At 38.4% G+C, this 25,052-nt stretch carries 17 protein-coding genes; 8 read left to right on the forward strand and 9 right to left on the reverse strand.

Features of this window, described 5'->3' with window-relative positions; genetic code table 11:
• The first annotated feature begins 4 nt into the window (after positions 1 to 4).
• Genes QJV27_RS02120 through QJV27_RS02145 form a run of 6 tightly spaced genes read left to right on the forward strand, consistent with a single transcriptional unit; the run spans position 5 to position 9,138 of the window.
• Complete coding sequence (locus tag QJV27_RS02120) at positions 5 to 2,629, forward strand: virulence factor SrfC family protein (protein ID WP_281447338.1); 2,625 nt, start codon at positions 5 to 7, stop codon at positions 2,627 to 2,629.
• Complete coding sequence (locus QJV27_RS02125; RefSeq protein ID WP_281447339.1) at positions 2,619 to 3,671, forward strand: SEL1-like repeat protein; 1,053 nt, start codon at positions 2,619 to 2,621, stop codon at positions 3,669 to 3,671. Before QJV27_RS02120 ends, QJV27_RS02125 begins: the two co-directional genes overlap by 11 nt.
• On the forward strand, positions 3,668 to 5,662 hold the full coding sequence (locus QJV27_RS02130) for a vWA domain-containing protein (protein ID WP_281447340.1): 1,995 nt from the start codon (positions 3,668 to 3,670) through the stop codon (positions 5,660 to 5,662). Before QJV27_RS02125 ends, QJV27_RS02130 begins: the two co-directional genes overlap by 4 nt.
• Positions 5,662 to 6,375: an ABC transporter ATP-binding protein gene (locus QJV27_RS02135; protein WP_281447341.1), complete on the forward strand. Its 714-nt coding sequence runs from the start codon at positions 5,662 to 5,664 to the stop codon at positions 6,373 to 6,375. Before QJV27_RS02130 ends, QJV27_RS02135 begins: the two co-directional genes overlap by 1 nt.
• Positions 6,368 to 7,588 (forward strand): ABC transporter permease, encoded by a 1,221-nt coding sequence (locus QJV27_RS02140; protein ID WP_281447342.1) that lies wholly within the window; start codon positions 6,368 to 6,370, stop codon positions 7,586 to 7,588. The genes QJV27_RS02135 and QJV27_RS02140 overlap by 8 nt, the downstream gene beginning before the upstream one ends.
• Positions 7,585 to 9,138, forward strand: a complete 1,554-nt coding sequence (locus QJV27_RS02145) for a formylglycine-generating enzyme family protein (RefSeq protein WP_281447343.1) — start codon at positions 7,585 to 7,587, stop codon at positions 9,136 to 9,138. Before QJV27_RS02140 ends, QJV27_RS02145 begins: the two co-directional genes overlap by 4 nt.
• 374 nt (positions 9,139 to 9,512) lie before the next feature.
• Here the strand turns inward: QJV27_RS02145 and putA are convergent, their stop codons facing one another.
• The 3 genes from putA to QJV27_RS02160 form a co-directional block, all read right to left on the reverse strand.
• Complete coding sequence (putA, locus tag QJV27_RS02150) at positions 9,513 to 13,154, reverse strand: bifunctional proline dehydrogenase/L-glutamate gamma-semialdehyde dehydrogenase PutA (protein WP_281447344.1); 3,642 nt, start codon at positions 13,152 to 13,154, stop codon at positions 9,513 to 9,515.
• 273 nt (positions 13,155 to 13,427) lie between these two features.
• Positions 13,428 to 15,023: a carboxylesterase/lipase family protein gene (locus QJV27_RS02155; RefSeq protein WP_281447345.1), complete on the reverse strand. Its 1,596-nt coding sequence runs from the start codon at positions 15,021 to 15,023 to the stop codon at positions 13,428 to 13,430.
• Between the two features lie 82 nt (positions 15,024 to 15,105).
• A complete protein-coding gene (locus QJV27_RS02160) occupies positions 15,106 to 16,479 on the reverse strand; it encodes a hypothetical protein (RefSeq protein WP_281447346.1) in 1,374 nt (457 codons plus the stop codon).
• A 397-nt stretch (positions 16,480 to 16,876) separates the two neighbouring features.
• Between QJV27_RS02160 and QJV27_RS02165 the strand changes: the two genes are divergently transcribed.
• Together QJV27_RS02165 and QJV27_RS02170 are read left to right on the forward strand one after the other, a co-directional pair.
• Entirely contained in the window at positions 16,877 to 17,569 is a 693-nt protein-coding gene (locus QJV27_RS02165) for a hypothetical protein (RefSeq protein ID WP_281447347.1), read from the forward strand.
• A 6-nt stretch (positions 17,570 to 17,575) separates the two neighbouring features.
• Positions 17,576 to 18,040: a hypothetical protein gene (locus QJV27_RS02170; protein WP_281447348.1), complete on the forward strand. Its 465-nt coding sequence runs from the start codon at positions 17,576 to 17,578 to the stop codon at positions 18,038 to 18,040.
• Positions 18,041 to 18,087: 47 nt separating this feature from the next.
• Here QJV27_RS02170 and QJV27_RS02175 read toward each other — a convergent pair whose 3' ends face one another.
• From QJV27_RS02175 to QJV27_RS02200, 6 genes are all read right to left on the reverse strand, one after another.
• The gene (locus QJV27_RS02175) at positions 18,088 to 18,423 is read right to left on the reverse strand and encodes a DoxX family protein (protein ID WP_281447349.1); all 336 of its coding nucleotides are present in this window, start codon (positions 18,421 to 18,423) and stop codon (positions 18,088 to 18,090) included.
• 87 nt (positions 18,424 to 18,510) lie between these two features.
• Complete coding sequence (locus tag QJV27_RS02180) at positions 18,511 to 19,539, reverse strand: isocitrate/isopropylmalate dehydrogenase family protein (RefSeq protein WP_281447350.1); 1,029 nt, start codon at positions 19,537 to 19,539, stop codon at positions 18,511 to 18,513.
• 88 nt (positions 19,540 to 19,627) lie between these two features.
• Positions 19,628 to 21,385 (reverse strand): aminopeptidase P family protein, encoded by a 1,758-nt coding sequence (locus tag QJV27_RS02185; protein WP_281447351.1) that lies wholly within the window; start codon positions 21,383 to 21,385, stop codon positions 19,628 to 19,630.
• A gap of 28 nt (positions 21,386 to 21,413) precedes the next feature.
• Positions 21,414 to 21,920 (reverse strand): GNAT family N-acetyltransferase, encoded by a 507-nt coding sequence (locus QJV27_RS02190; protein ID WP_281447352.1) that lies wholly within the window; start codon positions 21,918 to 21,920, stop codon positions 21,414 to 21,416.
• Positions 21,917 to 22,822 (reverse strand): 50S ribosomal protein L11 methyltransferase, encoded by a 906-nt coding sequence (locus QJV27_RS02195; RefSeq protein ID WP_281447353.1) that lies wholly within the window; start codon positions 22,820 to 22,822, stop codon positions 21,917 to 21,919. Before QJV27_RS02195 ends, QJV27_RS02190 begins: the two co-directional genes overlap by 4 nt.
• Positions 22,819 to 25,038 carry an ATP-dependent helicase gene (locus tag QJV27_RS02200; protein ID WP_281447354.1) on the reverse strand — a complete coding sequence of 740 codons (2,220 nt, stop codon included), beginning with the start codon at positions 25,036 to 25,038 and terminating at the stop codon, positions 22,819 to 22,821. Before QJV27_RS02200 ends, QJV27_RS02195 begins: the two co-directional genes overlap by 4 nt.
• Positions 25,039 to 25,052: the final 14 nt, after the last annotated feature.

Genomic DNA, 25,052 nt, shown 5'->3' on the forward strand with positions numbered 1-25,052 from the left:
AACAATGATTAAAACTTTACAGGCTCGTAATCATGCTGTGTCAACAGCAGCAGATCAAGCATTATCATGGTTTCATGATAATCCAAAAGCCGTCAAAGGGAATATAGAAACCGTTACAGCAAACTTACGACGTTTCAGAAGGCAGGCACGCCAATTAAATCGTGCTTCTCATCAACCTCCAGCCATTGCTGTTTTTGGTGCTTCACAGTCTGGAAAATCCTATTTGGTCTCTAGCCTTGCTACCAAACCTGGGCAGTCTTTATATGCTTATTATCATGATGAAAAATTAAATTTTCTGCAGGACATGAACCCACAGGGCGGAAACGAGTCAACAGGGCTTGTATCCCGTTTTACAACGGCAAAACCCAATGTTATTCAAGAGTCCATGCCCGTGCCGTTAAGGTTATTATCGGCTGTTGATGTTATTAAGATTTTAACAAATACTTCCTTAGAAGATTTTAAAACGAAAGAACAATCGACCGATTTTTTAATATCTGATAATTTTTTTTCACCCTCTGAACCATTATCTGAAAAAGTTGTTAATGAAATTATTAATTTGGACGATATTGAGGGGTTGGTCGAGTATTTACAAGCTTTGTATCCAGACCATCAACGTCTGGAAAATTTGGGGGATGGATATTGGCAACAGTTAAAAGATGTTATCCCTTATGTTTCAGTAAGGGAATGTGCGCGATTATTTTCGCCTTTGTGGAATGGTCTTGCTGAATTTACAAAATTAGCCACGTCTTTATTGACAATTTTAGAGCAGCTGGGACAAACGGATCTTGTTTATTGTAGTACAGATGCTTTGCGCCCAAGGGAAAGAAGTATCTTAAACGTGGAAACCTTGTTTACCCTTGGACAAGAAACTTATGACGATCATATCACATTATTGACGACCAAAGGCAAAGAGGTAACGATAAATCGATCTATGGTTACCGCCTTAACAGCAGAAATTACTGTTCCAATAGGTGAGGCCCCTTGGGATTTTTTAAAAGAAACTGATCTGTTAGATTTTCCAGGCGCACGTTCAAGAGAAATAATTTATGAACCTCAAGCCTTTTTACAAGCACCAGAAGCAATAGGTAGATTGTTTTTACGCGGCAAAGTTGCCTATTTATTTCAACGGTATGAGGTGGAGCGTGAAATATCTGCCATGCTGTTATGTATTGGGGATTCCATTCAAAATGTTTCCACTCTGCCTGCTATGATTGATGGCTGGATTAAAAGTAGTATCGGTGCAACCCCAGCAGATCGTGAAAAACAAAGGGATAATTTATTTATCGTTCTAACAAAATTTGATCGAGAGTTCGAACAAAAAAAGGGGGATGAACCTTCATCTGGTGCCCGTTGGACAGCCCGTATTAATGCCAGTTTGCTAGATTTCTTTAAGGCCAGCAGTTGGGTTGAAAATTGGAAAAACGATCAGCCATTTAATAATGTTTATTGGCTGCGCAGCCCTTCTATCAGCTTTCCGGCCGTTATGGATTATGACGATATTGATGGCGTTCATAAAGAATCAGGCATAGCATCCAGATCCCAAGCACTGGTCCAAACGATGCGCCAATCTTATTTATCTAACCAGGCAATACAACGATATGTAGCAAACCCAGATCAGGCCTGGGAGGCTGTATTACAACCTAATGATGGTGGAATTACCTATTTGGCACAAGCATTAGGTAAAGTTTGCGATGCGAAATTAAAAGCCGAACAAATCTCAGCACAGACAGAACAACTGGCAGTAAATTTAGCACGTTTTATTTCCCCTTATCATCACAGTGGAAACAAGGAAGAAGCCATTCGTAAAGCATCAATAGAGGCACAAACCATTGCTAGATCCTTGATGAAATGTGTTGAATCGCAAATGTTTGGACCTTTACTGTCAGGTTTACAGGTAACGCGCGATCAGATGAAAGAGGCATGGCATAGTTTGGAAACACAATCTGCAAATCAGCAATTTTTGATGGGCCGAACCAGTGATGTCGACAGCTTATTTGATGATATGTTCCCTGATGCCGTTGATACGTCAACTGCAGAAGATTCTGATTCCAATCAACCCGAGACCGCCAAAGATCGCCATGAACAATATGCAGATCTGGCTTTGGATAAATGGAACAAGGTTATGGATCATTTTGCCAGTCAGGATCATGTTGAACAAACTTATTTTGTGCCATCTAATCAATTAACGGCTTTGACTGCTGAATTATCGTTGCTTTCCAGACGATTGAACTTACGAGATCAATTGGCAAATAAATTACGTAAAAATGCATCGCTACCAGGGAGTGCAGCATTAAGTGGTGAAACACAGGCTTTATTGGCTGAAATTGAAATTGGTAACTTTGTTAATTGGTTGGGCTATTTTGATGTTTTAGCTGAGCAAAAACCAATGACCCGAGGGTTAAAAGGGGAGCGGGTATTTATGCCAAGGCAAGCCCCTACAGGATTGTTGGTGTTACCTGAACAACCGATTCCTTATAATGAACGTTTCGTTAGAGATTGGATTTCGGCTTTGGTACAACGTTTCGAGGAAAATGCTGGTGCCTCTGATTTAAAAGGTATAGACCCCGCCGCCAACGCATTATTAGGCCAAATTATCTCTGTATTGGAGGATAAACCTCATGAATGCTAAGTTAAAAATTAATGCTGCATCACCAGGCGAGGCTATTGTTACTGTTATTGGTCAAGCTGGGCAGTTGGATACAAATTTAACCATTGCTTTTCCTCAATTTCCTGCAATTATATCGCAACCGATTATCCATCAAGAGGTACGGGGGGACGATTTACTATTAACCCTTGATGCCGATAGTTTGGCAGATATTTTAGAACCTGGCAGTCCTTGCCAGCTGAAAATTCCTGAATTGAATATTATTGAAACGATAATTTGGCCAGAAATCGTTGGCAAAAGAAGCGGTCAAAAAGGTGTTGTTGCAACAGCACCAAAATCAACCATACCCCCCAAAGAGGAAAAATCTTCGGAACTTGAAATGGACGAAGTTCCAGAACCATCTGTTGAAGAAAATAGTATTCCAGAACGTATGGCACCCATCCACATAGAAGAAGAAGCCCCATTGGTAGATGAAATTAAGCAAAAACGCTCTGCTTTGCCAATGATTTTGTCAGCTATTTTTGGAATATGTATTCTTGGGGCTTGTGCTGGAATTTGGTATGGTTACTATCAAAAACCCTCGCCTCAAAAAGCACAAGCGATCAAAAAGGAAAATAAAGACAAAGAGGTTGCTAAAAAATCACCGCCACCGCCACCTGCGCCTTCCCAACCACCGCCTCAATTTACTGAAAATTTGGAAAAAATGACGGTGACAGATGTCATTAATAAGGCACCCAATACAGCACTTATCGTTAAAGAGGCAGATCGACGTCTGGCCAATAAACAGGCCGATGATGGGGTTTTATTATTAGAAAATGCAGCCTCTAAGGGGGACAAAACAGCAATGTTAAAATTGGGACAATTATATAGTCCTGTTGATTTTAAAGTTGGAGGAGCCATTCCAAGCCCAGATATGAGGGAAGCAGCACGTTATTTTCAAAAAGCTGTTCAAAACGGATCTAAAGAAGCCGAACTACCAAGAGCAGCTTTGAAAGAATGGTTAACAAAAAAGGCAAATGACGGGGATACGATGGCACAGCTAACATTAAAGGATTTCTGGCCATGAGTATATTTCGATTAAATCATATTCTTGCGCTTGGTTTTATTGCAACGTGCCTGACAATGGGGGACAGTTGTTATGTTTATGGTGCATCATTAGATCCTGTTTTACCGTCTGTTTCTGAAAACCATAACGATGGATCGAAACCGTTATTGATTGAGGGCAAACATAGTTTATACCAACGTATTATAACAAAACCAGGTGTCGCAATTTCTCAACAGCCCTCTGCTGAAAATACCCAACCCATAGAGGGGTTTAAAGTCTTTTATGTTTATCAACGCCATAAAAACGAGCAGGGGCAAGAAGATTGGATACAGGTCGGATCCGATACTCAGGGACATGTTGTGGGGTGGGTTCCTGTTGATAAGGTAATGAACTGGTCACATACATTGGTTGGGGCATTTACCAATCCCGCAGGTCGTGAACGTTCCTTGTTTTTGAAAACAGAACAAGATGAAAAACAGTTAATGACTGATCCCAATGCCGCACAAAAAGCAAAAGAGTTAATTCAAGCAGCAACTTCAGAAAACCCAGGTCCAGTCGTGGCTCTTGAACCAACAACGTATGTTGATATTACCAAGAATTTTTATTTGTTACCTATTTTAGATGCCCAACAAGTTGAACGCCCCAGTGGGCCACCGTTGCGATTGTTACATGTTGTTTCTGCCCCAGCAGAAACAGGAAAAAATCAAGCCAATGCTTCACCTGCTAATTTAAGGAATTTTAAGGCTAATTTAGTATTTGTAATGGACACGACCATTAGTATGGAGCCGTATATTGAACAAACGCAAAAAGCTGTAAAATCCGTTGTTAGCACCATTCAAAACACAGCTGTAAAAGATAATTTTCGCTTTGGTCTTGTGGCTTATCGTGACAGTTTAAAAGATAATCCAGGGTTGGAGTATGAAACCAAAGTTTACGCAAAGCCTGATTTTTCACAACCATTGGATGCTATTAATACCTCAATTGCAGCAGTTCATGATGCTAAAGTTTCATCCAAATCGTTTGATGAGGATGCAATTGCTGGTATTAAGACAGCTTTGGACGAAATTAATTGGGATCAGGCTGCTGGTCGCTATTTGATCTTGGTTACAGATGCAGGCGCTAGGGATGCAACCCACCCTAATAGCATTACAAAATTAGGGATCGAAGAAATAAGACAACTGGCACAATCTAAAAATGTTGCTGTTTTTGTGGTTCATTTATTAACCCCAGCAGGCGAGAAAAACAATGACCATAAAAAAGCTGAAAAACAATATAGAGCATTAAGCCAATTTGGAACCGCAGGGTCGCTTTATTATCCAGTAAAAGGCGGAACACCAGAAGAATTCGGCAAAGTAATTCAAACTTTATCTACGTCCTTATTACAACAAGTTGCCAATACAACGGGGCGTCCCGTTGCAGGTTTAAAACCAGAGGATAAAACCGCCCAAGATAAAGCTGCACAAAAACAAATTCAGGTTGTTAGTGAAGCCATGCGATTAGCTTATGTTGGGAAAGAAGAAAAAACAGCAGCACCAGACGTGGTTTCCAGCTATACGACTGATCGCGATTTAACAAATCCTATGAAAAAATCGATAAAAGTTAGGGTATTATTAACTCGTAATCAATTGTCTGATTTAGCACAAGCTTTACAAATTATTTTAAAAACGGGTCTTGCTGGCCGAACAGAACCCCAAACATTTTTTACACAATTACGATCAGCCTTTGCCGCTGCCGCCAGAGATCCCAGTCAGATTGCCAAAGCTCAGCAAATAGGGACAATGTTGGGCGAATATTTGCAAGGGTTACCTTATAAATCAGACATTATGAATATTTCTGAAAAAGATTGGTTAGCCATGGGGGCGATAGCGCAAAGAACGGTATTAAATAATGTGGAAAGTCGTCTACGTTTATATCAAGAATATCAAGCTCATCCAGATCTTTGGGTACAATTAAGTGGCAGCAAAGATCCAGGAGAAGCTGTATTTCCCGTACCGCTAGAGGCCTTGCCCTGATGGCACCAGAAAGGCAAAATCAAGACGTATTCTATCTTGAGAAAATATCTCGCCAATTTACAGGCGGTATTGCCATTGAAATTGCCATGGCACGGATAAGGCTAAGGGACAAGATTTTAATATCAGGTCCCTCTGGATGTGGGAAAAGTACGATTTTGGGTCTTCTTTCTTTATCCCTAAGACCAGATAGGGGCAAAATATTCTTATGCAATCAAATTGATATTTTAGACAAATGGCGTCTTAATCGTCGTGATGATTTGGCAATGATAAGGGCCTCTTTGTTTGGGTTTATTCCGCAGACAGCTGGATTAATTCCATTTTTAACCCTTCAAGACAATATTCTATTGCCACAACATCTAATTGCTAAACAAGATCAAAGTTGGTTTGAACATTTAGTAAAACGACTGGAAATTGCATCGATTATTTCAAAAAAACCGCATGAGGTTTCTGTAGGGCAGAGACAGCGTGCTGCCGTGGCTAGGGCATTAATTAATCGTCCTTTTATTGTGTTAGCAGATGAACCAACAGCCTCTGTACATCCTTCATTGGCCGATGAAATATTGCAGCTTTTAATTGAAACTGTTGCAGAAAGCAATTCAGCGCTGATTATGACCTCACATGATACACAACGTACCCTAAAATACGGCTTGACCGAAGTTGCATGTCAACTGGATCCACAAAATCAAACGACAAGGTTGGTTTGTAATGTATAAACGCTTTCATTTTTTATTATCTGCACGATTAGCATGGCAGGATTTAAAAAGTGAACCTATCCTATCCTTGTGCCTTGTTCTAGGGATTGTTGCCGTTTTGGCCCCTTTGATTGTAATTGCTGGATTGCGCAGTGGGGTCTTGACCAGTATCCGACAGACATTATTAGAAGATCCTCATGCTCGTGAAATTGTTAACGTTTCTAACCGCAGCTTTTCTAATGAGGTGTTAAACTCATTAAGAAATAGAAAAGATGTTCAGTTTTTAGCACCAAGAACCCGTACATTAGCAGCCAGTTTGTTTATGGAAAAAGCCAACGACCCTGGCAGTGGTCGTCATATTACGATTATTCCAACTGCAAAAGGGGACCCATTATTAACAGATATTACCCCATCTATTATCAATAATAACGAAATTATTCTTTCCTCATCGGCTGCCAATCATTTACACCTTAAGAAAGGGGATGAAATTACAGCTTATTTGAATCGTATTTTAAAAGGGGAAAAACAGCAAACTCGATTTACCTTAAAGATTATCGGAATAGCTCCAAGCTCTATCACAGATCAAGACAGTGCGTTTGTAACGTTATCCTTGGCCGTGGGGATTGAGTCTTATCAAGATGGGGTCATGTCTTGGCCCAATACGTTACAGGAATTGGTTTTACCATCCCATACTGTTTATTCGGGATTTCGATTATACACACATAACCTTGCTGAAATACCTAAAATTGATGCTGATTTGCGGCAATCAGGAATTGATATTGTTTCAAGAGCAGGGGATGTTTCTGGCTTATTATCCCTAGATTATCGATTATCTTTACTCTTTATTTGTGTTGCTGCCCTTGGGGGTTTGGGGTTGTGTATCTCATTAGGCGCAGGACTATGGGCTAATACAGAGCGTAAGCGTAAGTCGTTGGCTTTGCTGCGGTTCAATGGTTTTAGTGCTGTTGATCTGATGATTTTTCCAGTAATACAAGGGGCTGTTTTGGTATGTTTGGGGGTTATAATATCATTGGGGGCTGCAGTGGGGGCTGGGCAATTAATCAATTATTTGTTTAATACTGTTTTACCGCAAGGGCATGCTTTATTCTTATTAAACATATGGATTATTTTGGGCAGTTTTATATTGACTTTGACGGGTGGAATAATTGTCAGTCTGTTATCAGGAAATCGAGCCGCCAGAATTCAACCTTGGGAAGGAATAACGGCATTATGAATTGCAAAATACTGATTATAATCGCGATGGGAATAAGTATTCCCACAGCTTCATACAGTGCAGATCCTTCATGGCCTGAAAATTTTATTGATCCACATCCCATGGATGGCGATTTTACGTTACCCATGCCATGCGGAGGGGCAATGGTTTTTAGAGCCGTTGAAGTCCCTTCTGAAGGTGGTGTTTTGGATGATATATCCGTTCAAATGGGGCAAGGGGATACAGATCAAGGATATAGTAATTACATCCATCAATCTGCTCTAGCTGGATCATTTCCATCATCAAAATCTAGTGTAAAATTATATTATATTGGTAAATATGATGTCACACGTAATCAATATAACGCCATTATGCATGCTGGTAAGGAATGCGTTAATGTTGATCAAAATGGACAAAAACCAATAAATAATGTGTCTTGGTTTGATGCTCAGGATTTTGCAAGACAATGGTCAACATGGCTGTTACAAAATGCCAAGCAATCTTTACCAAAACGTGATAATAGTTTTGGATTTATCCGTTTACCAACCGAGGCTGAGTGGTATTACGCAGCCCAAGGGGGAAATAAAGTCAGCAATACAGATTTTTTATCGCCAACGTGGCCAATGCCCGAAGGAATAGAGCAATACGTAATGGCAGGATCTGAATTGGCGAATGGTCAAGTACAGACTGTTGGGGCGATGAAACCCAATCCTTTGGGGCTGTATGATATGTTGGGTGAAGTTGGCCAAATGATGCAGGATTATTATCATTTAAACCGAGTAGGGCGGTTACATGGACAAACAGGGGGAATTATTGTGAAAGGAGGAAATTATACCTTTAACCCATCTGATCTAAACACGGCCTTACGCGAAGAAATCCCCTTGTACGATTCAAATACTAATGCCCCAACAAAATTGGCAACGATGGGGTTCAGGGTTGTTATTGCAGGACCCAGTCTGGGCAGTTTGCAAGAAACGACACAGGCTGATAATGAATTCAAGGCAATATTACAAAAATCTGAAAATATTACTTCAGATACGCATCAATTAATCCAAACATTAAAAAGCCAAACAACAGAAGCAACAACCAAAGCAGGTCTTGATCGTATTTCAGCTCAGCTTGATTCAGATGCCAGGGCCCGCAATGATGCACAAGCTGCAACCATGCGTGCCCAAATTGAGGCCGCTTCTGCTTTGGCAATGAATATATGGGAACATCAACATACAATTAATTTACTGGAAAAAGAATTATCCGTCCTTAAAATGTTAAGCGATAAACAAAAGGCAGATATCCAGGCCAACGTGCAAAATCACAAAAAGATTTTACAAGGATCCGTTGAAGGATATTTAGACTTAATTCGTCAAATTGCAGATGCGGCACCAGTGGTCGATAAAAGCAAGCAATTTTCAATGGTGACAACAGCCTATAAAACTAGAAATTTAGACAATCTAGCCTTTTTTGCTGATCAAGTTCAAAATTTGTTGTCGACACCAAAGGGTAAATGGACCGTTGCTTATGTAATCCAACAAATCAGTGCTATCTCCCCAATTCAGGCAAGGGATAAGAAATAATGACCATTCAAAATTCGTTCGGCCACTTTTGGCATTAAGTTTAGATAGCTTGTATATAATGTTTTTAGGAATTTTTACAGGCTGTTCTTGACCAAGTTTATTCTTAATTTTGTTATATTGATAGAATAGAGGTTTAAGTATAGATATTAATCAATGAATATATTTGGCACAGATTTCATATCTTTAAGAGGGCTGTACATGCAATTTATGATGATAAATATTATTTATAATAGTTTGCAAATTTAACTTTGTATAAATTAAGTTATATCTATTTTGCTTGTTAAGTTTATTGACTTCTTTATACATTTTCCAGGGTACGACTTGTCATTTTGTAAAAAAGAGGCTTTTTAGATTTAAAAAGCCTCTTTTTATTATTATTCGATGGTCATTAAAGAGGCATTTCCTCCAGCAGCTGTTGTATTAACACTGACAGATTGCTCTTCCATTAAGAAATCACTTGGGTTGTGATTTTTATCCACATCAAAGGCAGAGACAATACCTGATGGGGTAAAGGCCAGTAATTGACGTGACTGTTCATAAACGTCATACCCTTTCTCACCCAGAATTACAACACAGGGAAATTCATCAGCGCGTTTTACTTTTTTAATTTTTAAAGTTAATTCATGGGATAAATGTTCATACCATTGTGTAATTGTATCAGGTGCCAAGATTAATACCGAATTTCCACAATTAACGGCCAAAGTAATTTGATATAATAATATTTCTTTGGTTTGAGCCACACATAAAATTGGGCCACGTGGTGCAAGAGTATAACTGTTCTCTTCGCCAACAGGTCCTTTTAATTTTATGGTTGTACCAACTAGTGTATGTGATAAAATTTCACTGGCCGTTTGTAAAAAATCAGGTTGGTGAATTTTAAGCCAATTCATCCAATCTTGAGCAATAGCAGGAGTGATTTGCCCTGGTAACTGTGTGTAAGCAGGACATTTAGATAATAATCTACGTAATATGAAAGGGGTCCCCGCTTTTGGTCCAGTACCAGATAATCCGCGACCACCAAAAGGTTGCAGTCCAACAATAGCACCAATAATATTACGATTAATATAAATATTACCAGCATGGATTTTACGGGTCGTATATTCAATCATTTCATCGATACGTGAATGTACACCAAAGGTTAAACCATAGCCCGTATCGTTAATTTGTTGAATTAAGTTGTCCAAACTATCACGTTGATAACGGATAATATGTAAAACAGGGCCAAATACTTCATCTGGAATGTCGGATACTTTGTTAATTTCAATAATTGTTGGCATCATAAATGTGCCATTTTTTGCATCGTCAGGCAAAGGTAAAGACCAGACATTAAACCCTTGATCGCGCATATAGTCGACATGCTTATTTAAACGATCTAGTGCCTCTTGACTAATAACAGGTCCTACATCTGTGTTTAAGGCAATTGGATTATTGACATTTAACTCTTTGGTAGCATTTCGTAACATCGTTATTACACGATCGGCACAATCTTCTTGAACGCATAGTACGCGTAATGCTGAACAGCGTTGACCCGCACTGTCAAAAGCAGATGCCAAAATATCTAATACTACTTGTTCTGCCAATGCAGAAGAATCAACGATCAGAGAATTTTGTCCGCCTGTTTCAGCGATAAATGGAATAATGTCACCACTGGGTGATCGTCTTTTGGAAAGAATTTTAGAAATTTCTTTCGCAACCGCGGTTGAACCTGTAAACATAACGCCCGCTATATCTTTGTGTTCAACAAGTGCTGCACCAATTTCCCCTTTACCAGGTAATAATTGTAATACGTCCTTTGGAATGCCTGCGTCATGTAAAATTTGCACAGCTTGTGCTGCGATCAAAGGTGTCTCTTCTGCGGGTTTAGCAATGACAGGGCACCCAACAGCAAGCGCTGCAGAGACTTGACCCAAAAAGATTGCAAGAGGAAAGTTCCAAGGACTGATACAAACAACAGGTCCGTCCACTGGAACATGGGTTTTGTTATTAAAATCCTCTTCTATATTGATTGCGTAATATCTTAAGAAATCAACGGCTTCTCTAACTTCGGCCAAAGCATTTGGAAAGGATTTTCCTGCTTCTCGAATAATTAATCCAAGCAAAGGATAAATCTGCTCTTCCAAAAGATCCGCAGCTTTCAACAAAATATTTGCTCGCTCCTTGGGAGGGGTAGCAGCCCATGTTTTAGCAGCTTTCTTGGCGGACTGAATGGCTTGCCCTACTTGTTCTGTAGAAGCTTCAATAACGGTTCCAACTTTGTCTTGATGATTCCCTGGATTTAAAACATCAATTGCAATATTTTTATTTTTAGCATTTTTTTGTGCTAATAAAGGTTGGGCTTCCCAAGTGGTAGGGGAGGCTTTTAAGGCAGCAGCAATGTCGTCAAGAGTAAATTCGTTATTAAAATCTATACCTTTAGAGTTTTTGCGTTTATCCCCATAAATTGATAATGGATTAAGAATAGCAGGGTGAGGCGCCCCAACAGGGGTTATTGATGCTGCTTCTATCACTGGATCTGCAATCAATTGGTCAATAGAAATTGTATCATTACCAATTTGATTTACAAAAGATGAATTAGCCCCGTTTTCTAACAAACGTCTGACTAAATATGCCAACAGCGTTTCATGGGTTCCAACAGGTGCATAAATTCGACATGGACGTGACAAATGTTTTGCTTGAACAACTTTACTATATAGTTGTTCACCCATACCGTGCAAACACTGGAATTCATATTGTTCAGGGTCATAATTACGGCCAGCCATGGCAAAAATTGTGGCCATTGTACGGACATTGTGGGTTGCAAATTGTGGGAATACAGCGTCGCGATGGGCCAATAATTTACGAGCACAAGCAATATAACTGATATCTGTATGAACCTTACGTGTATAAACAGGAAAATCAGACTGTCCTTCGACTTGGGCTCTTTTAATTTCACTGTCCCAATATGCCCCTTTCACCAAACGTATCATCAAACGTCGATTGGTTCGATGAGCCAAATCGATTAAGTAGTCTAAAACATAAGGTGCTCTGCGACCATAAGCTTGCACGACAAATCCAATACCATTCCAGTTTTGCAGTTCTGGATGATGGCATAATGCTTCCATTAAATCTAAAGATAGTTCAAGGCGTTCACTTTCTTCGGCATCAATATTAATTCCGATATTATATTGACGTGCTAATATAACCAAGTTGGTTAACGTTGGCAGTAATTCTTGCATGACACGATCATGTTGCGATCGTGAATAACGGGGATGTAATGCAGATAATTTGATTGATAAACCCGCACGGTCATATAAGGTTTGACCTTGGGTTGTTTTACCAATAGCATGTAAAGCGTTTTCATAGTCCAAACGATACCGTTCAGCATCTTGATGAGTTATGGCGGCTTCACCTAACATATCATATGAATAACGAAAACCAATTTTTTCAAGTTTTTTGCTATGATCAAGGGCCTCATGAATGGTTTGCCCTAAAACAAACTGTTCACCCATCATACGCATTGCCATATCTAGGCTTTGACGAATTAACTTTTCGCCTTTACGCTTGGCTAAACCTGCCAATGCGGAGGCTAGATTGCTTTCTTTTACGGGTTGTACTAGTTTCCCCGTAATTGCCAATCCCCAAGCTGCTGCGTTGGTAAATAATGGTTTTTGAAATCCAGCATGCGAGGTCCAATCGCCATTTGCAATTTTATCGCGAATCAAAGCATCTCTAGTTGCTTGATCAGGAATACGCAGTAAGGCTTCTGCAAGGCACATCAAGGCTACGCCTTCGGCAGAAGATAAAGAGAATTCCTGGACGAGTGTTTCAACACCTGTCAGATGACGATGGCTTCTGAGGTATTGGGTTAATGTTTTTGCGTGAGCAGTGATTTGGGCGTTCATCGTTTCTGATAAAGTTGCCTGTTTTATCAAATCTTGTACACAATCTTGCTCTGGACGACGTGTCGCTTCGGTAATTTTGTCCCTTAGTGGGGTTTGTTTACGTAATGATTTGTAAAATAAGGAAAAATTAGACATACGTCCCTCGAAACATCAAAAAATTGGATATGTTCAAACATCTTTATCTTATATTGGATATTTGTTATTTCAGGGAATAATATTTAATAGACCGTTAGGCTAGTGTTTTTATAGCTTTCTTTCATTTTTTTATTTATTCGATAATTTGAGCAACAATTATTGTCATTTTGAACGACATTAAGTAACGATTTATTGATAAATTGATAGTGATTACAGTATGTGAATGAATGCTTTATCAAGCAGGCCATTAAAGGCCTGCCTTGCAATCAGGTTTTAACGTGTGGGATATTTTGGGCGGTTGTTTTGTGTTGGGCTATTTTGCTCTTTATTCATTTTTCTATCTAATTGACGCTCAATAAAATCAAGCCGAGACTTAAAGGAATCTTTTTCAAAAATAATTCCATCAGTTTTAAAATTATACACGCCTTCAGGATGCGATTGCATTGACGGGAAATCTGGAAAACCATCAATATGAGGAATGCCATTTTTGGCAAAATTTACCCAAGTCATCATAACTGCCTTGGACATCGCGGTATCCTGAGGCGTAATATCAGTATAAACTTTGTTTAATGTATTAAAAATATAAGGTATTTCAGAAGCATGAGGGGCCCCAAAAGAAGTATAAGGTCTGGCTACATTAGCGATGTACGAAAAACGATACCGATAAACAGGGGTTTGCTTTTGAGCAATTTGACGTGCCAATAAGCGCGTAGGTTCTATAATTTGTAAATCTGCGACTACTTGATGCAGTACCTTCGTTTGTGAATTCTTACCTATTGGATTGTAAATTTTATTAATTTCATCAACTGTTGTATTTAGTGTCTTTGCCAAATCATCCAGGCTAGTTGCTGATAATATTAAACCATCGCCATCAGTATCTCCAATTAATGTTGGTACAGGATAAAAATGATCATTTTTAAAGGCATCATCTAATGTTTCTCGTAATGTAGTATTATCAACGACCAAACCAGAAAATAAATCTGATTGAAAATTTTGTAGATTTAATCCATCAACAATTTTATCAGTTGGTAAAGCCCTCAATTGTTCTAAACTTTGCGCACCATTTCCAGTTATATGATGTTTAGATGCAAAATTTACCCCTATTGCTTCTGCTTTTTCGGCAGAAATAGGTGGGAAAGCTCTGTTATGTCCCGTACCAGATTGAATGATTGCTTTATTAAACAATCCCTTCGCCTCGGTAATTGTCATCAACGCGATGATCGAAGCACCCCCTGCAGATTCCCCAAAAACTGTAACATTGTTGCTGTCCCCCCCAAAAGAGGCAATATTTCTTTGTATCCACTGCAAAGCAAAAATTTGGTCTAACAACCCATAATTTGCCCATTTGTCTTCTTCATTTTCTTTTTTTAAAGCTGGATGAGCGAAAAAGCCAAAACGTCCTAAACGATAATTTATCGTAACAACAACGATCCCCCGTTGTGCAAGAGCTGCACCGTTATATATATCCAAAGACCCGCTACCAGAAACAAATCCACCCCCATGGATCCAAACCATAACTGGATAAGTATGTTGCTGATTTGGATGTTCAAAATAGGATCTCGGTGCCCAAATATTGAGGTATAAGCAATCCTCATTTGTTCTAAATAATTGGGGGTCTTTATCCCAATTATTTGAGAGTTGAGGGCAGCTGGGGCCAAAATCTGTTGCTTTTTTAATCTCTTGCCACTTCTTTGTTGGTTGAGGGGGCATCCATCGATATGTCCCGATGGGGGGCATTGCATATGGAATACCCTTAAATACAGCTAAATTATTTGAGAAAACACCTTGAATATTACCCTGATTTGGTAGCGATACAACGGGATCTTGATAAGATTGTGCAAAGACAGAGAAAGGAGTAAGACAAGACATGGTGTAATTAAATATCCCCATGATGAATAAGGACTTAACAAGAGTAAAAAAGCGCATAAGTTAGTTTTCTAGCAATCATCAATTAAAATAGACATCCATTGTTAATATCGTTATTATAGGTCATTGGTATCGCAGTAAAGCTTTCCCATTCTTTTAATTGATTACTTGTAGCAATGTCTCCATTTGGAGATACACAAATATATTGTTTTTTACTTTTGGTTTGTATGAAGAGACGATAATCAGAAAAACTTATCTTAACGCTATTTTCTGTAGTGGTGTTTGGTAATAGCACTAAGTCAAAGGAATCCTCTTTACCATATTGAATGGCAAAAATTACACCTTGGTGAACACACACAAGTCTGATTTTCCCGTTCAACTTGTAGAGTTGCAACGGCAAGCAAAATTTTTTTTCATAAAAATTGACGATTGATTCAATTTTTTTTGTAATGAAATTGTAACCTAAATAAAAACCATTATAAGATATGACGTAGGGGTATGAGTTAATAGATGCAGATTGAATGTCTGTAAGAGAAAGAGTTCGCATCAAACGATAAAAAAAAGTTAGCTTTAAATAGTTTGAACTTTCTTGTTGATATCCGTTAGTATTAAGAAGATAGCATAATCTCAAACGAAGAGGATAATCTTCCAATAATAAATGATTATTTTTAACTTTTTGAAAAGTCAAACTTGTTAACATCTTATAAACAAGTAATGGATATTTTGACATTAATGCATTTGTTTTAACTAAGATATTAGTTATGTGATGTTTTCTAACCTTATTGACAGCTTTTACAACCTCTTGATCTTCACCATGTACGAGTGCATCAATAATGTGTTTCATTTCTTGAGACCCTTGTAAATGATGAATGGTAATATGTCCTGAAAAATAAATTGGGACTGATACTGCGTGAGGTAGTATTTTTAATAAAACTTCTTTTTGAGGACGGTCTTGCTTTGAAATATCTGAAATATCAATAGGATCATGACCGATATAGATTTTACCCTTCACATCTTCAGCTTGGATAGTAGATTTCTCAATTTCCTCTTGAGAAAAATTATGCATTATGGATTTAACGAAATCTACCACGGCGTAGTCTTTTTCGTTAAGAGTATATCTCGGATTCATTGTAAAAACAACATCAGCATTCAGGCGCCTAGAATATTTTATGGCACCATACCCTCCCATACATAGTCCCATAATAATGATTTTATTGTAATTTTTTGTGATATCGTTGCATAAATCAATAACCCTATCCATCTCTTTGATCAAATAATATAAGTCAGCTTTAGAATTAATACCTATACACGATATGTCATATTTTTTTACAACAGGTTCTAGAAAAAAAGTATTACGTGCGTGATGATATTCGTAAGCTCCGTTAAATGTAATTATGATGTAATCGGAATGTCCTTCGTGGTAATGAAGAACTAATTCTTCCCCTTCAAAAATTATCACTTTTTTATCTCCTTTACATATCGTTTCTTTACAGTTTGTTAGCGTTAGTAGTTGATGCTTTTTATCTTTTAATTATTTTTTGAAGTTAAAGAAAGTCGCAATGGTTCATTTTTTATTACATAAAACATCAATCAAAAATAAACCAGTTAAGATATGTAAAGGTTTATTATACAAATGTATGTAATCGTTAAATAAATAATTTTTTATTTACAAATATCGGTTATCAGAACGTATTATTAATCTTAATAAATTTTGATAGATCATCACAGAGGTGATAAAATTATCACTATATTTAACTATATAGTACAAAATACTGTATTTCCTGAAGTATTTTAATCTAATTTAATATAGAAATAATATTTTAACTGATGAAATATTTAAGTATCAAAGGTAAAATATGATTAAGATCAATTTTTACAAGATAACACTAGTGGGTTCTGCATGTTTGATACTGTCAGCATGTTCTCCGACATATAATGTTAATTTAACTCCGGAGCAAAATAGACAACAACAACGTGACGCCCAATATAATCGTACCCTAGGGGAAGGCGCATTACTAGGAACCGCACTTGGGGCATTGGCTGGTGGTTTGGCTGGTGGTAAAAAAGGATTATTGATCGGATCATTAAGTGGTGCGGCTTTGGGAACAGGTGTGGGTGCCTTGACCGCTAACCGTACTCAAAATCAACAAATCGGTGAAGATCAATTAAATCAGCAAATTGCTGCAGCCCATCAAATTAATATGGCAGCACAAGCTGATGCACAAAATGCCGCCCAACAAGTGAATAACGCACAACAGCAACTTGCAACATTAAATCAAAAAATTGCTGCTAAAAAAATATCAATGGCGCAATATAATAAGCAGTTAGGTCGCATACAAAACACATCAAAAGAATTAAAGAATAAAATAAATTATTACTCAGAACAAAGCCGTCAAATACATCAATATGCACAATTATCCCAAGATCCAAGATTAGCAAGGGAAGCACAACAAACGGATGATGCCCTTAACCGTTTGAAGTATGCTGAAAATTTGTTGGCATCTGGTATGGGGGCACAGCCCGCTGGTTATAGTCAGCCAAGGGGGTAAATTGAAATGCGTATTTCTCGTTACTTTTTTACATTTGGCAGTTTAATGTTGCTGGTTGGTTGTGCTTCTGCCCAAGAATGTAATCCGGACAATGCTGGATTATTTTCAGGTATTGGATGTTCTGTAGGGGGAGGATATCAACAACGAACCCAAAATCTTCAAAATCAGTTGGGTTCAGAACAACAAAGTGCACTGCAACAACAGCAACAAGCACAACAAGCCTATCAACAGGCTAATCAGTTGCAAAACGATATTGCGCAACGTCGTAATGAATTAAGTAAAATTGACAGTCAAGCTTGGTCAATCAGGCAAAAGCTACAAAAAGCAAAAGCAAACCACAGTTTAACACAGCAAGAAATTAAGAAAAAAGAACAACAGCTGGCAAGCTATAATAACAAACGTGCGAAAGTCTCTACAAACCCTTCTCAGCAAGATTTAGATTCACTGTCCAGTATTTTAAGTAAAATGTAGATAAACGAAAGCTCTTCAATATTTATGAAGAGCTTTCATCAAAAGTATTATTTCTTTTTACAAAATAACAGAGATAAAGCAGCAATTACTCCAACACTATCGATTGCTAATTCTTCTTTTCTATTATGTTTAAGTCCTGTAAAAAATAAACATAAAGCAGTTGCTGCCAACAACAACGCCCCTAATTTAGAGGTCTTTTTGCAAGTTAACAAAGCAGCGCCGGCAATCTGTGCACCGCCTAGGGTTTTCATATTCGATTCAGACCAATTTAAAGCAGAAAATCTTTTTTCTTGTATATCAACACCCATTACTTTGCTGATACCACAGGCCGCAAATCCAAGGCCAACCAAACTGTGCCATATTTTTTTACAAGGCTTCGCCATCTTTTAAACTCCTTTGATGATCATGATTTAAGTATAAAGTTTATAGCTAAAAAAGTTAATAAAAAAATTCGCTTTATTAGAAGTATTTTAAATGATGGCTTGTTTTATTGCGGCGGTGATATCACTGGTGGTTGCATTTCCTCCTAAATCTTTTGTACGAACTTTGTCATGAACCACTACTTTTTCAATTGCAGTTTCTATACGTTTTGCAAGGTCAGCACGATTGACATGTTCTAACATCATCGCAGATGCTCTTAGTACAGCCAACGGATTAGCACAATTTTTTCCAGCAATATCAGGCGCAGAACCATGTACGGCTTCAAACATGGCAGCCTTTTCACCGATATTTGCACCTGGCGGCATTCCCAAACCGCCAATCAAACCAGAAGTTAAATCTGATAAGATATCTCCAAACAAATTGGTTGTTACAATAACGTCATAGGTTTCAGGCTTTAAAACCAGTTCCATTGCACATGCATCAACAATACGTTCTTCACAGGCAATCTTACCTTCGTATTCTTTGGCAACCTTACGACCTTCTTCCAAGAATAAACCGCAAAGTTCTTTTAAAATATTGGCTTTGTGAACCAAAGTGACTTTTTTACGATTATGTTCCACTGCGTAATCAAAAGCATATTTTACAATACGACGACATTCTTTTCTGGACGTATATCCAGCACAAGTAGCAATTGCTTTTGGATCATCGTCAACAGGAATATAATGTTCCATAGCTGCGTAAAAACCTTCCAGATTTTCACGAACCAGGACAATGTCAACATTTTCAAATCGCCCACCAGGGATCAAAGTACGCGTTGGGCGCACATTTGCATACAAACCAAACTCTTTGCGTAAAGTAACGTTGATTGAACGAAATCCTTTGCCAACAGGGGTGGTAAGAGGACCCTTTAAAACCAATCCTGTTTTATGAATACTGTCCAGTGTGGCTTGGGGTAAGGGATCACCCGATGAATCAACCCCAGCCATACCAGCCAATTGTTTATCCCATTGAAACGGTGCCTTAATTGCTTCCAAAATTTCCAGCGTCGCAGAAATAATTTCAGGACCAATACCATCACCAGGAATAAGGGTTACTGGGATCATGGGGGAGTTTGTCATTAATCAATTCCTTTTATCGCAATAAATCGCAGAATCTCTGCATCTTGTGGGTCATTATAGTCTTTTTTAACAAAACCAAAAGGCACATCTATGTTATTGGTGAACAAATTTTAGCTAACCATTCTTGTTCTTTTTTAGAAAGGAAAGGAGATATTTTCATCATAACAAGATAATGATAGGCATTTAGCCATTCTTTTTCAGACGAGGATAGATCTTCTTTAGAAATAATTTTTAAATCAAATGGAATTAATGTCAAAGGTTCAAATTGTAAAAAATTAGGGAAGTCAGCATCAATGACAAGTAAAAGGTTTTCCAAACGAATACCATATTGACCCAATAAATAATACCCAGGCTCATTGGATAAAATCATCCCTTTTTGCAATGCTATAGGAAATGGCAAAGAAGAAATCCGACAAGGACCCTCGTGAACAGACAAATAGCTGCCAACCCCATGACCTGTACCATGATCGTAATCTAAGCCTTTTTGCCACAAAGCATAACGGGCTAATACGTCTAAACGACTGCCAGTTGTTTTTTTGGGAAAAATAACAGAAGACAAAGCAATGTGACCTTTTAACACGGCCGTGGCTGCTTGGCTTAATGCTACTGGGGCTTTTTCTGTTCCCAACCAAACAGTTCGTGTTACATCTGTGGTACCATCTAAATATTGTCCACCACTATCGATTAAATAAGCTTGGTTTTCTTGTAATACAGCACAATGTTGTGGGCTGGCATGGTAATGAATAATGGCACCATTCGCACCAACACCTGAAATAGCAGGAAAGCTTTCTTCTTGATAATATGTGCCACCAGCAGCTTTACGAAATTCATTTAATCGATGGGCAACTTCGATTTCGTTATGCCCAATCCCTTCATGTTCTAGCCAGTATAAAAACCGACAAACTGCAATTCCATCACGTAAATGGGCTTGACGTGCGCCTTCTTGCTCAACAGGATTTTTACATGCCTTGGATAGCATACACGGATTTTCACGAGGATGTAAAATTGCTTGATGTAATTTTAAGGTTTGAATAAACCAAATTGGAGTTTGCACAGGGTCAAATCCAATCTTCTTTCCTTTTAATGTTTCTAAGTCTTTTTCCAAATTGGCATGTGACTGTAAAATAACATTATTACCTAAAAACCTTGTCAAATCCTGGCTATATTGATTGGAGTCAGCATACAAAGATACATGATTTTGCGTGATAATGGCATAGACTAAGGGAATAGGGGTATAAGGGACATCAGACCCGCGGATATTTAATAACCAGCAAATTGATGCTGGGTCGCAAAATATATAAGCATCTTCGTCATATTTTATTAACCCCTCTTGCAAAGTTTTGATTTTATTTTGATGGTCTAATCCCGAGAATTCAACAGGGTGCGGAACAATTGGATGGGATGGAGGAGGAGGTTGATCAACCCAAATAGCATCAACAAGATTAGAGTTGACAGGGATCATAGTAATATTTGGATGTGCAAAAGACTTTAAATCTTTTTCGCTCATTAACCTTGGGTCATATCCAATTTTTAAAGTATTTTTTCCTTCAGACAATATCCAATCAACAGGCGGATTTTGAGAAATATGATAATGTTCCCAGCACTGGCTGTCCAATTCTTGTTGCATTTGTAAAATATAACGTCCGTCTGAAAAAACAGCTGCTTTCTTTTCTAGTACCAACGCTAAACCGGCACTGCCTGCAAATCCTGTTAACCACGACAAACGTTCGGCATAGGGGGCAACATATTCATTTAAATATTCATCCCCACGTTGGATAATAAAACCGTCGATTTGATGTTGAACCAACAAACGGCGTAGCTGTGTTAACTTTGTAGAAGGGGTCATAATTTAGGGTGCAATCAAAATTGAAAAATTAAGAAGAAGGGGTTAAAATTTTATACATAAATAGTAAATCTAACCACTGATCAAATTTAATGCCTGTCTGGGGTAAAACGCCCGCCCGTTTAAATCCAAACCATTCATGTAAGCGTATAGAAGCAATATTTCCATCGGTAATCCCTGCAACCATTGCGTGGACTTGATGATTTTCGGCATAATTAATTATCTTTTGCATTAATTGTTTCCCCAAACCTTGCCCTTGGGCAGCTGGGTCAACATAGACAGAATGCTCAACAGTATATTTATACCCATCATAAGGACGAAACGAGCCATAAGAGGCATATCCCAGTATTTTTTGATTTTCATTAACAGCAACAAATACTGGATATCCTGCTGCCTGACGTGCTTCGAACCATTGAACTTGTTCTTCATATGTTCTGGGAACCGTCATCCAAAAAGCGGTTCCACAAATAATTTCACGGTTGGTGATTTCTAAAATGTCTCTGAGATCAGAAGGAATAGCGTGTCGAATATGGGTCATGATTTTTCTGGCTTGTAAAGAATTAATGTTGCCCAACTGCCTTGGATAATTTTCTCTTGTAATTTCAAACCTTGGCGTTGATGTGCCCCTAGAACCATTGGTATTTGTGTTTTTAACAATCCTGCTAAGATTGCTTTTCCACCGGGGGCTAGATTAATGGCCAGATTTTTAGCCATTTTACACAAAGGACGGGCTAATATATTTGCAAAAACTAAATCAAAGGGGGCTTTTTTACGGATAGATGGGGCCAGCCACCCATTTCCATGTTCACAAACAATCAAATTACGCAGCCCATTGCGAATAACATTTTGTTTGGCTGCACGAACAGACCAAGGTTCAATATCCACGGCTAATACTTTTTTATGTAATAATGCCGCAGCAGCCATTGCAAGGATACCAGAGCCACACCCCAAATCCAAAATATTACGGGGATTTGTATGGGCAATTTTTTCAAGCGCAATTAAACACCCCCGTGTAGAACCATGTTCCCCCGAACCAAAAGCAACGCCAGCATCCAGTGTCAAAACCAAATGAGAAGGAGAGGGAACGTCCTCTAGATGAGTTCCACGGATGATAAATCGTTTGCCAATTTCTTGTTCAGGAAATGCTTCGTACGTTCTGGCCAACCATCCTTCTGTTTTGGTTGCATGTCGGTCCAATTGGGGTTCAATTCCCGTCAGATTGGTGGCCAAAGTTAATGCGTTTTTTAATTCTTCTTCACCATAACCAACGTCTTTGATTCCTTCTAAACGCCAGAAATTTTGATCAGGATCTTCTTCAAAAATTCCAACTGTGGGGCAAATAGTGCCAAGAGCGTTTTCAAATATTTCTACATGTTCCTCAGGAACGACAATAGAAATTGTTTCAAGGGCGGTTGCGTGTCTTTTTGTTTTTAATGTCATGATTCTAGGGTCACAAAGCTGTCGATAACGTTTTTAATACCAGATTTATCAAACTGAATTTCCAGTTTGTTTTGTTCAACACCAGTCACTATCCCATAGCCAAATTTCTGATGAAACACACGGCTTCCAACGGGAATAGATTTAGTTTTAGGAGGTGTATAAGGCTTTTTTATAGATGTAGATTTTGATCCTTCATATGCAGTAGAGTGCGTTAATGTCGATTGTTGAGAATAACGATGTTCTTTAAAACGATTTTGTTGTGCGTTATAACTTTGACTTTGTTTAAAATAAGAAACTATTTTTGTAAATTGATTAGGTATTTCTTCTATAAATCGACTTGGTATTGAAGTTTGCCAGCTACCATATAATTGGCGATTGGCGGCATGGGATATAAATAAACGTTGTTTAGCCCTGGTTATTCCGACATATGCCAATCTTCGTTCTTCTTCAAGTCCATTATTGCCACTTTCATCCATAGTACGTTGGGAGGGGAATAATCCTTCTTCCCATCCAGGTAAAAAGACAGTATTGAATTCTAATCCCTTAGCAGCATGTAACGTCATTAAGTTGATTTTGTCGTCACCCGACAACTCATCATTATCCATAATTAACGAAATATGTTCCAAAAATTCTAGTAACGTTGGGAATTCTGCCATGGCGTGGAAAAGTTCTTTGATATTTTCTAACCTACCTGTGGCGTCAGGTGCGGGATCATGTTTCCACATATCCATATAACCGCAAATATCCAATAAATATTCAATCGCATTGATATGGCCGTCTTGTTCTATTTTTTTACGCGTTTGATCAAAATGGTTCATTAATTGGGTTAATTCGTTAAAAATCTTTCCCTTTAATCCTTGATGAATTAATAAATAATCAACAGCATCGCTGAGGGGAATGGTTAATTCGCGGCGAATTTGGTGGATTTTTTGTAAAGCAGCAGGACCCACGCCGCGTCTTGGTACGTTAATAATACGTTCCAAAGCCAAATCGTCTGCAGGTTGTGCGACAACGCGCATATAAGCAATAACATCCCTAATTTCAGCACGCTCGTAAAACCGTACACCACCAATAATTTTATAGGGTAACCCTAGGGCGATCATGCGTTCTTCGAAGGGGCGCGTTTGTGAGCCTGTACGCATCAAAATAGCCATATCCCCGTAACGATATCCTTCTTGATGTAATTTTATGATTTGTTCGCAAATTAAACGTGCCTCATCATCAGAATCCCATACCGAAGAAATAGTTACTTTTTCCCCTTGTAATGTTGAGTTGGCAGCACGTAGTGTTTTTCCCAAACGTTGAGTATTCATCTGAATTAATCCAGAGGCCGCGCCCAAGATCTCTGGTGTGGATCGATAATTATTTTCCAGACGAATAAGTGTTGCGCCTGGAAAATCCTGTTCGAACCTTAGGATATTTGTTATCTCTGCCCCACGCCAAGAGTAAATCGATTGGTCGTCGTCCCCAACACAACAAATATTGGCAGGCATATCGGATTTTTGGGCCAATAGACGCAGCCACAAATACTGGATTGTATTGGTGTCTTGATATTCGTCTACTAAAATATATCGAAAATAACGTTGGTATTTGTGCAAGATTTCAGAATGCTGATTAAAAATTGTCAACATATGCAGCATTAAATCGCCAAAATCACATGCATTAATTTGTTGTAAACGTTTTTGATACTCTGTATAGATAGTAGCGATCTGTGCCTTTTCAGAATTATTCCTTTCTGTTAAAGACAGATTTTCTGGGGTGTAACCCTTATCTTTCCAAAATTGAATAGTTCCCAGAATAAGTTGGGGGGGTGTCGTTTTTGTATCTATTCCATAAGCTGGAATAATTTGTTTGATTAATCGTAATTGATCATCGGTATCTAAAATCGTGAAATTAGAAGCCAGCCCGACAAGCTCTGCGTGCATTCTAAGCATTTTGGCACAGATTTTGTGAAAACTGCCCAGCCATAATCCTTCAACAGGACGTTCAATTAATTGAGCAATACGTTCGCTCATTTCCTTAGAAGCTTTGTTTGTAAAGGTCACTGCTAATATTTGATTTGGGTAAGCTTTTCCACTTAACAAGATATGGGCGAAACGGGTTGTCAGTACTCTCGTTTTCCCTGTACCTGCACCAGCGAGTACCAACACGGGCCCTTCTGTTGTTTCAACTGCTTGACGTTGAGTGTCGTTTAATTGATTAAGATACTCGGCCATACCGTTTCACAATT

This window comes from Commensalibacter oyaizuii (assembly GCF_029953265.1).
GTDB classification, from domain to species: Bacteria; Pseudomonadota; Alphaproteobacteria; order Acetobacterales; family Acetobacteraceae; genus Commensalibacter; species Commensalibacter oyaizuii.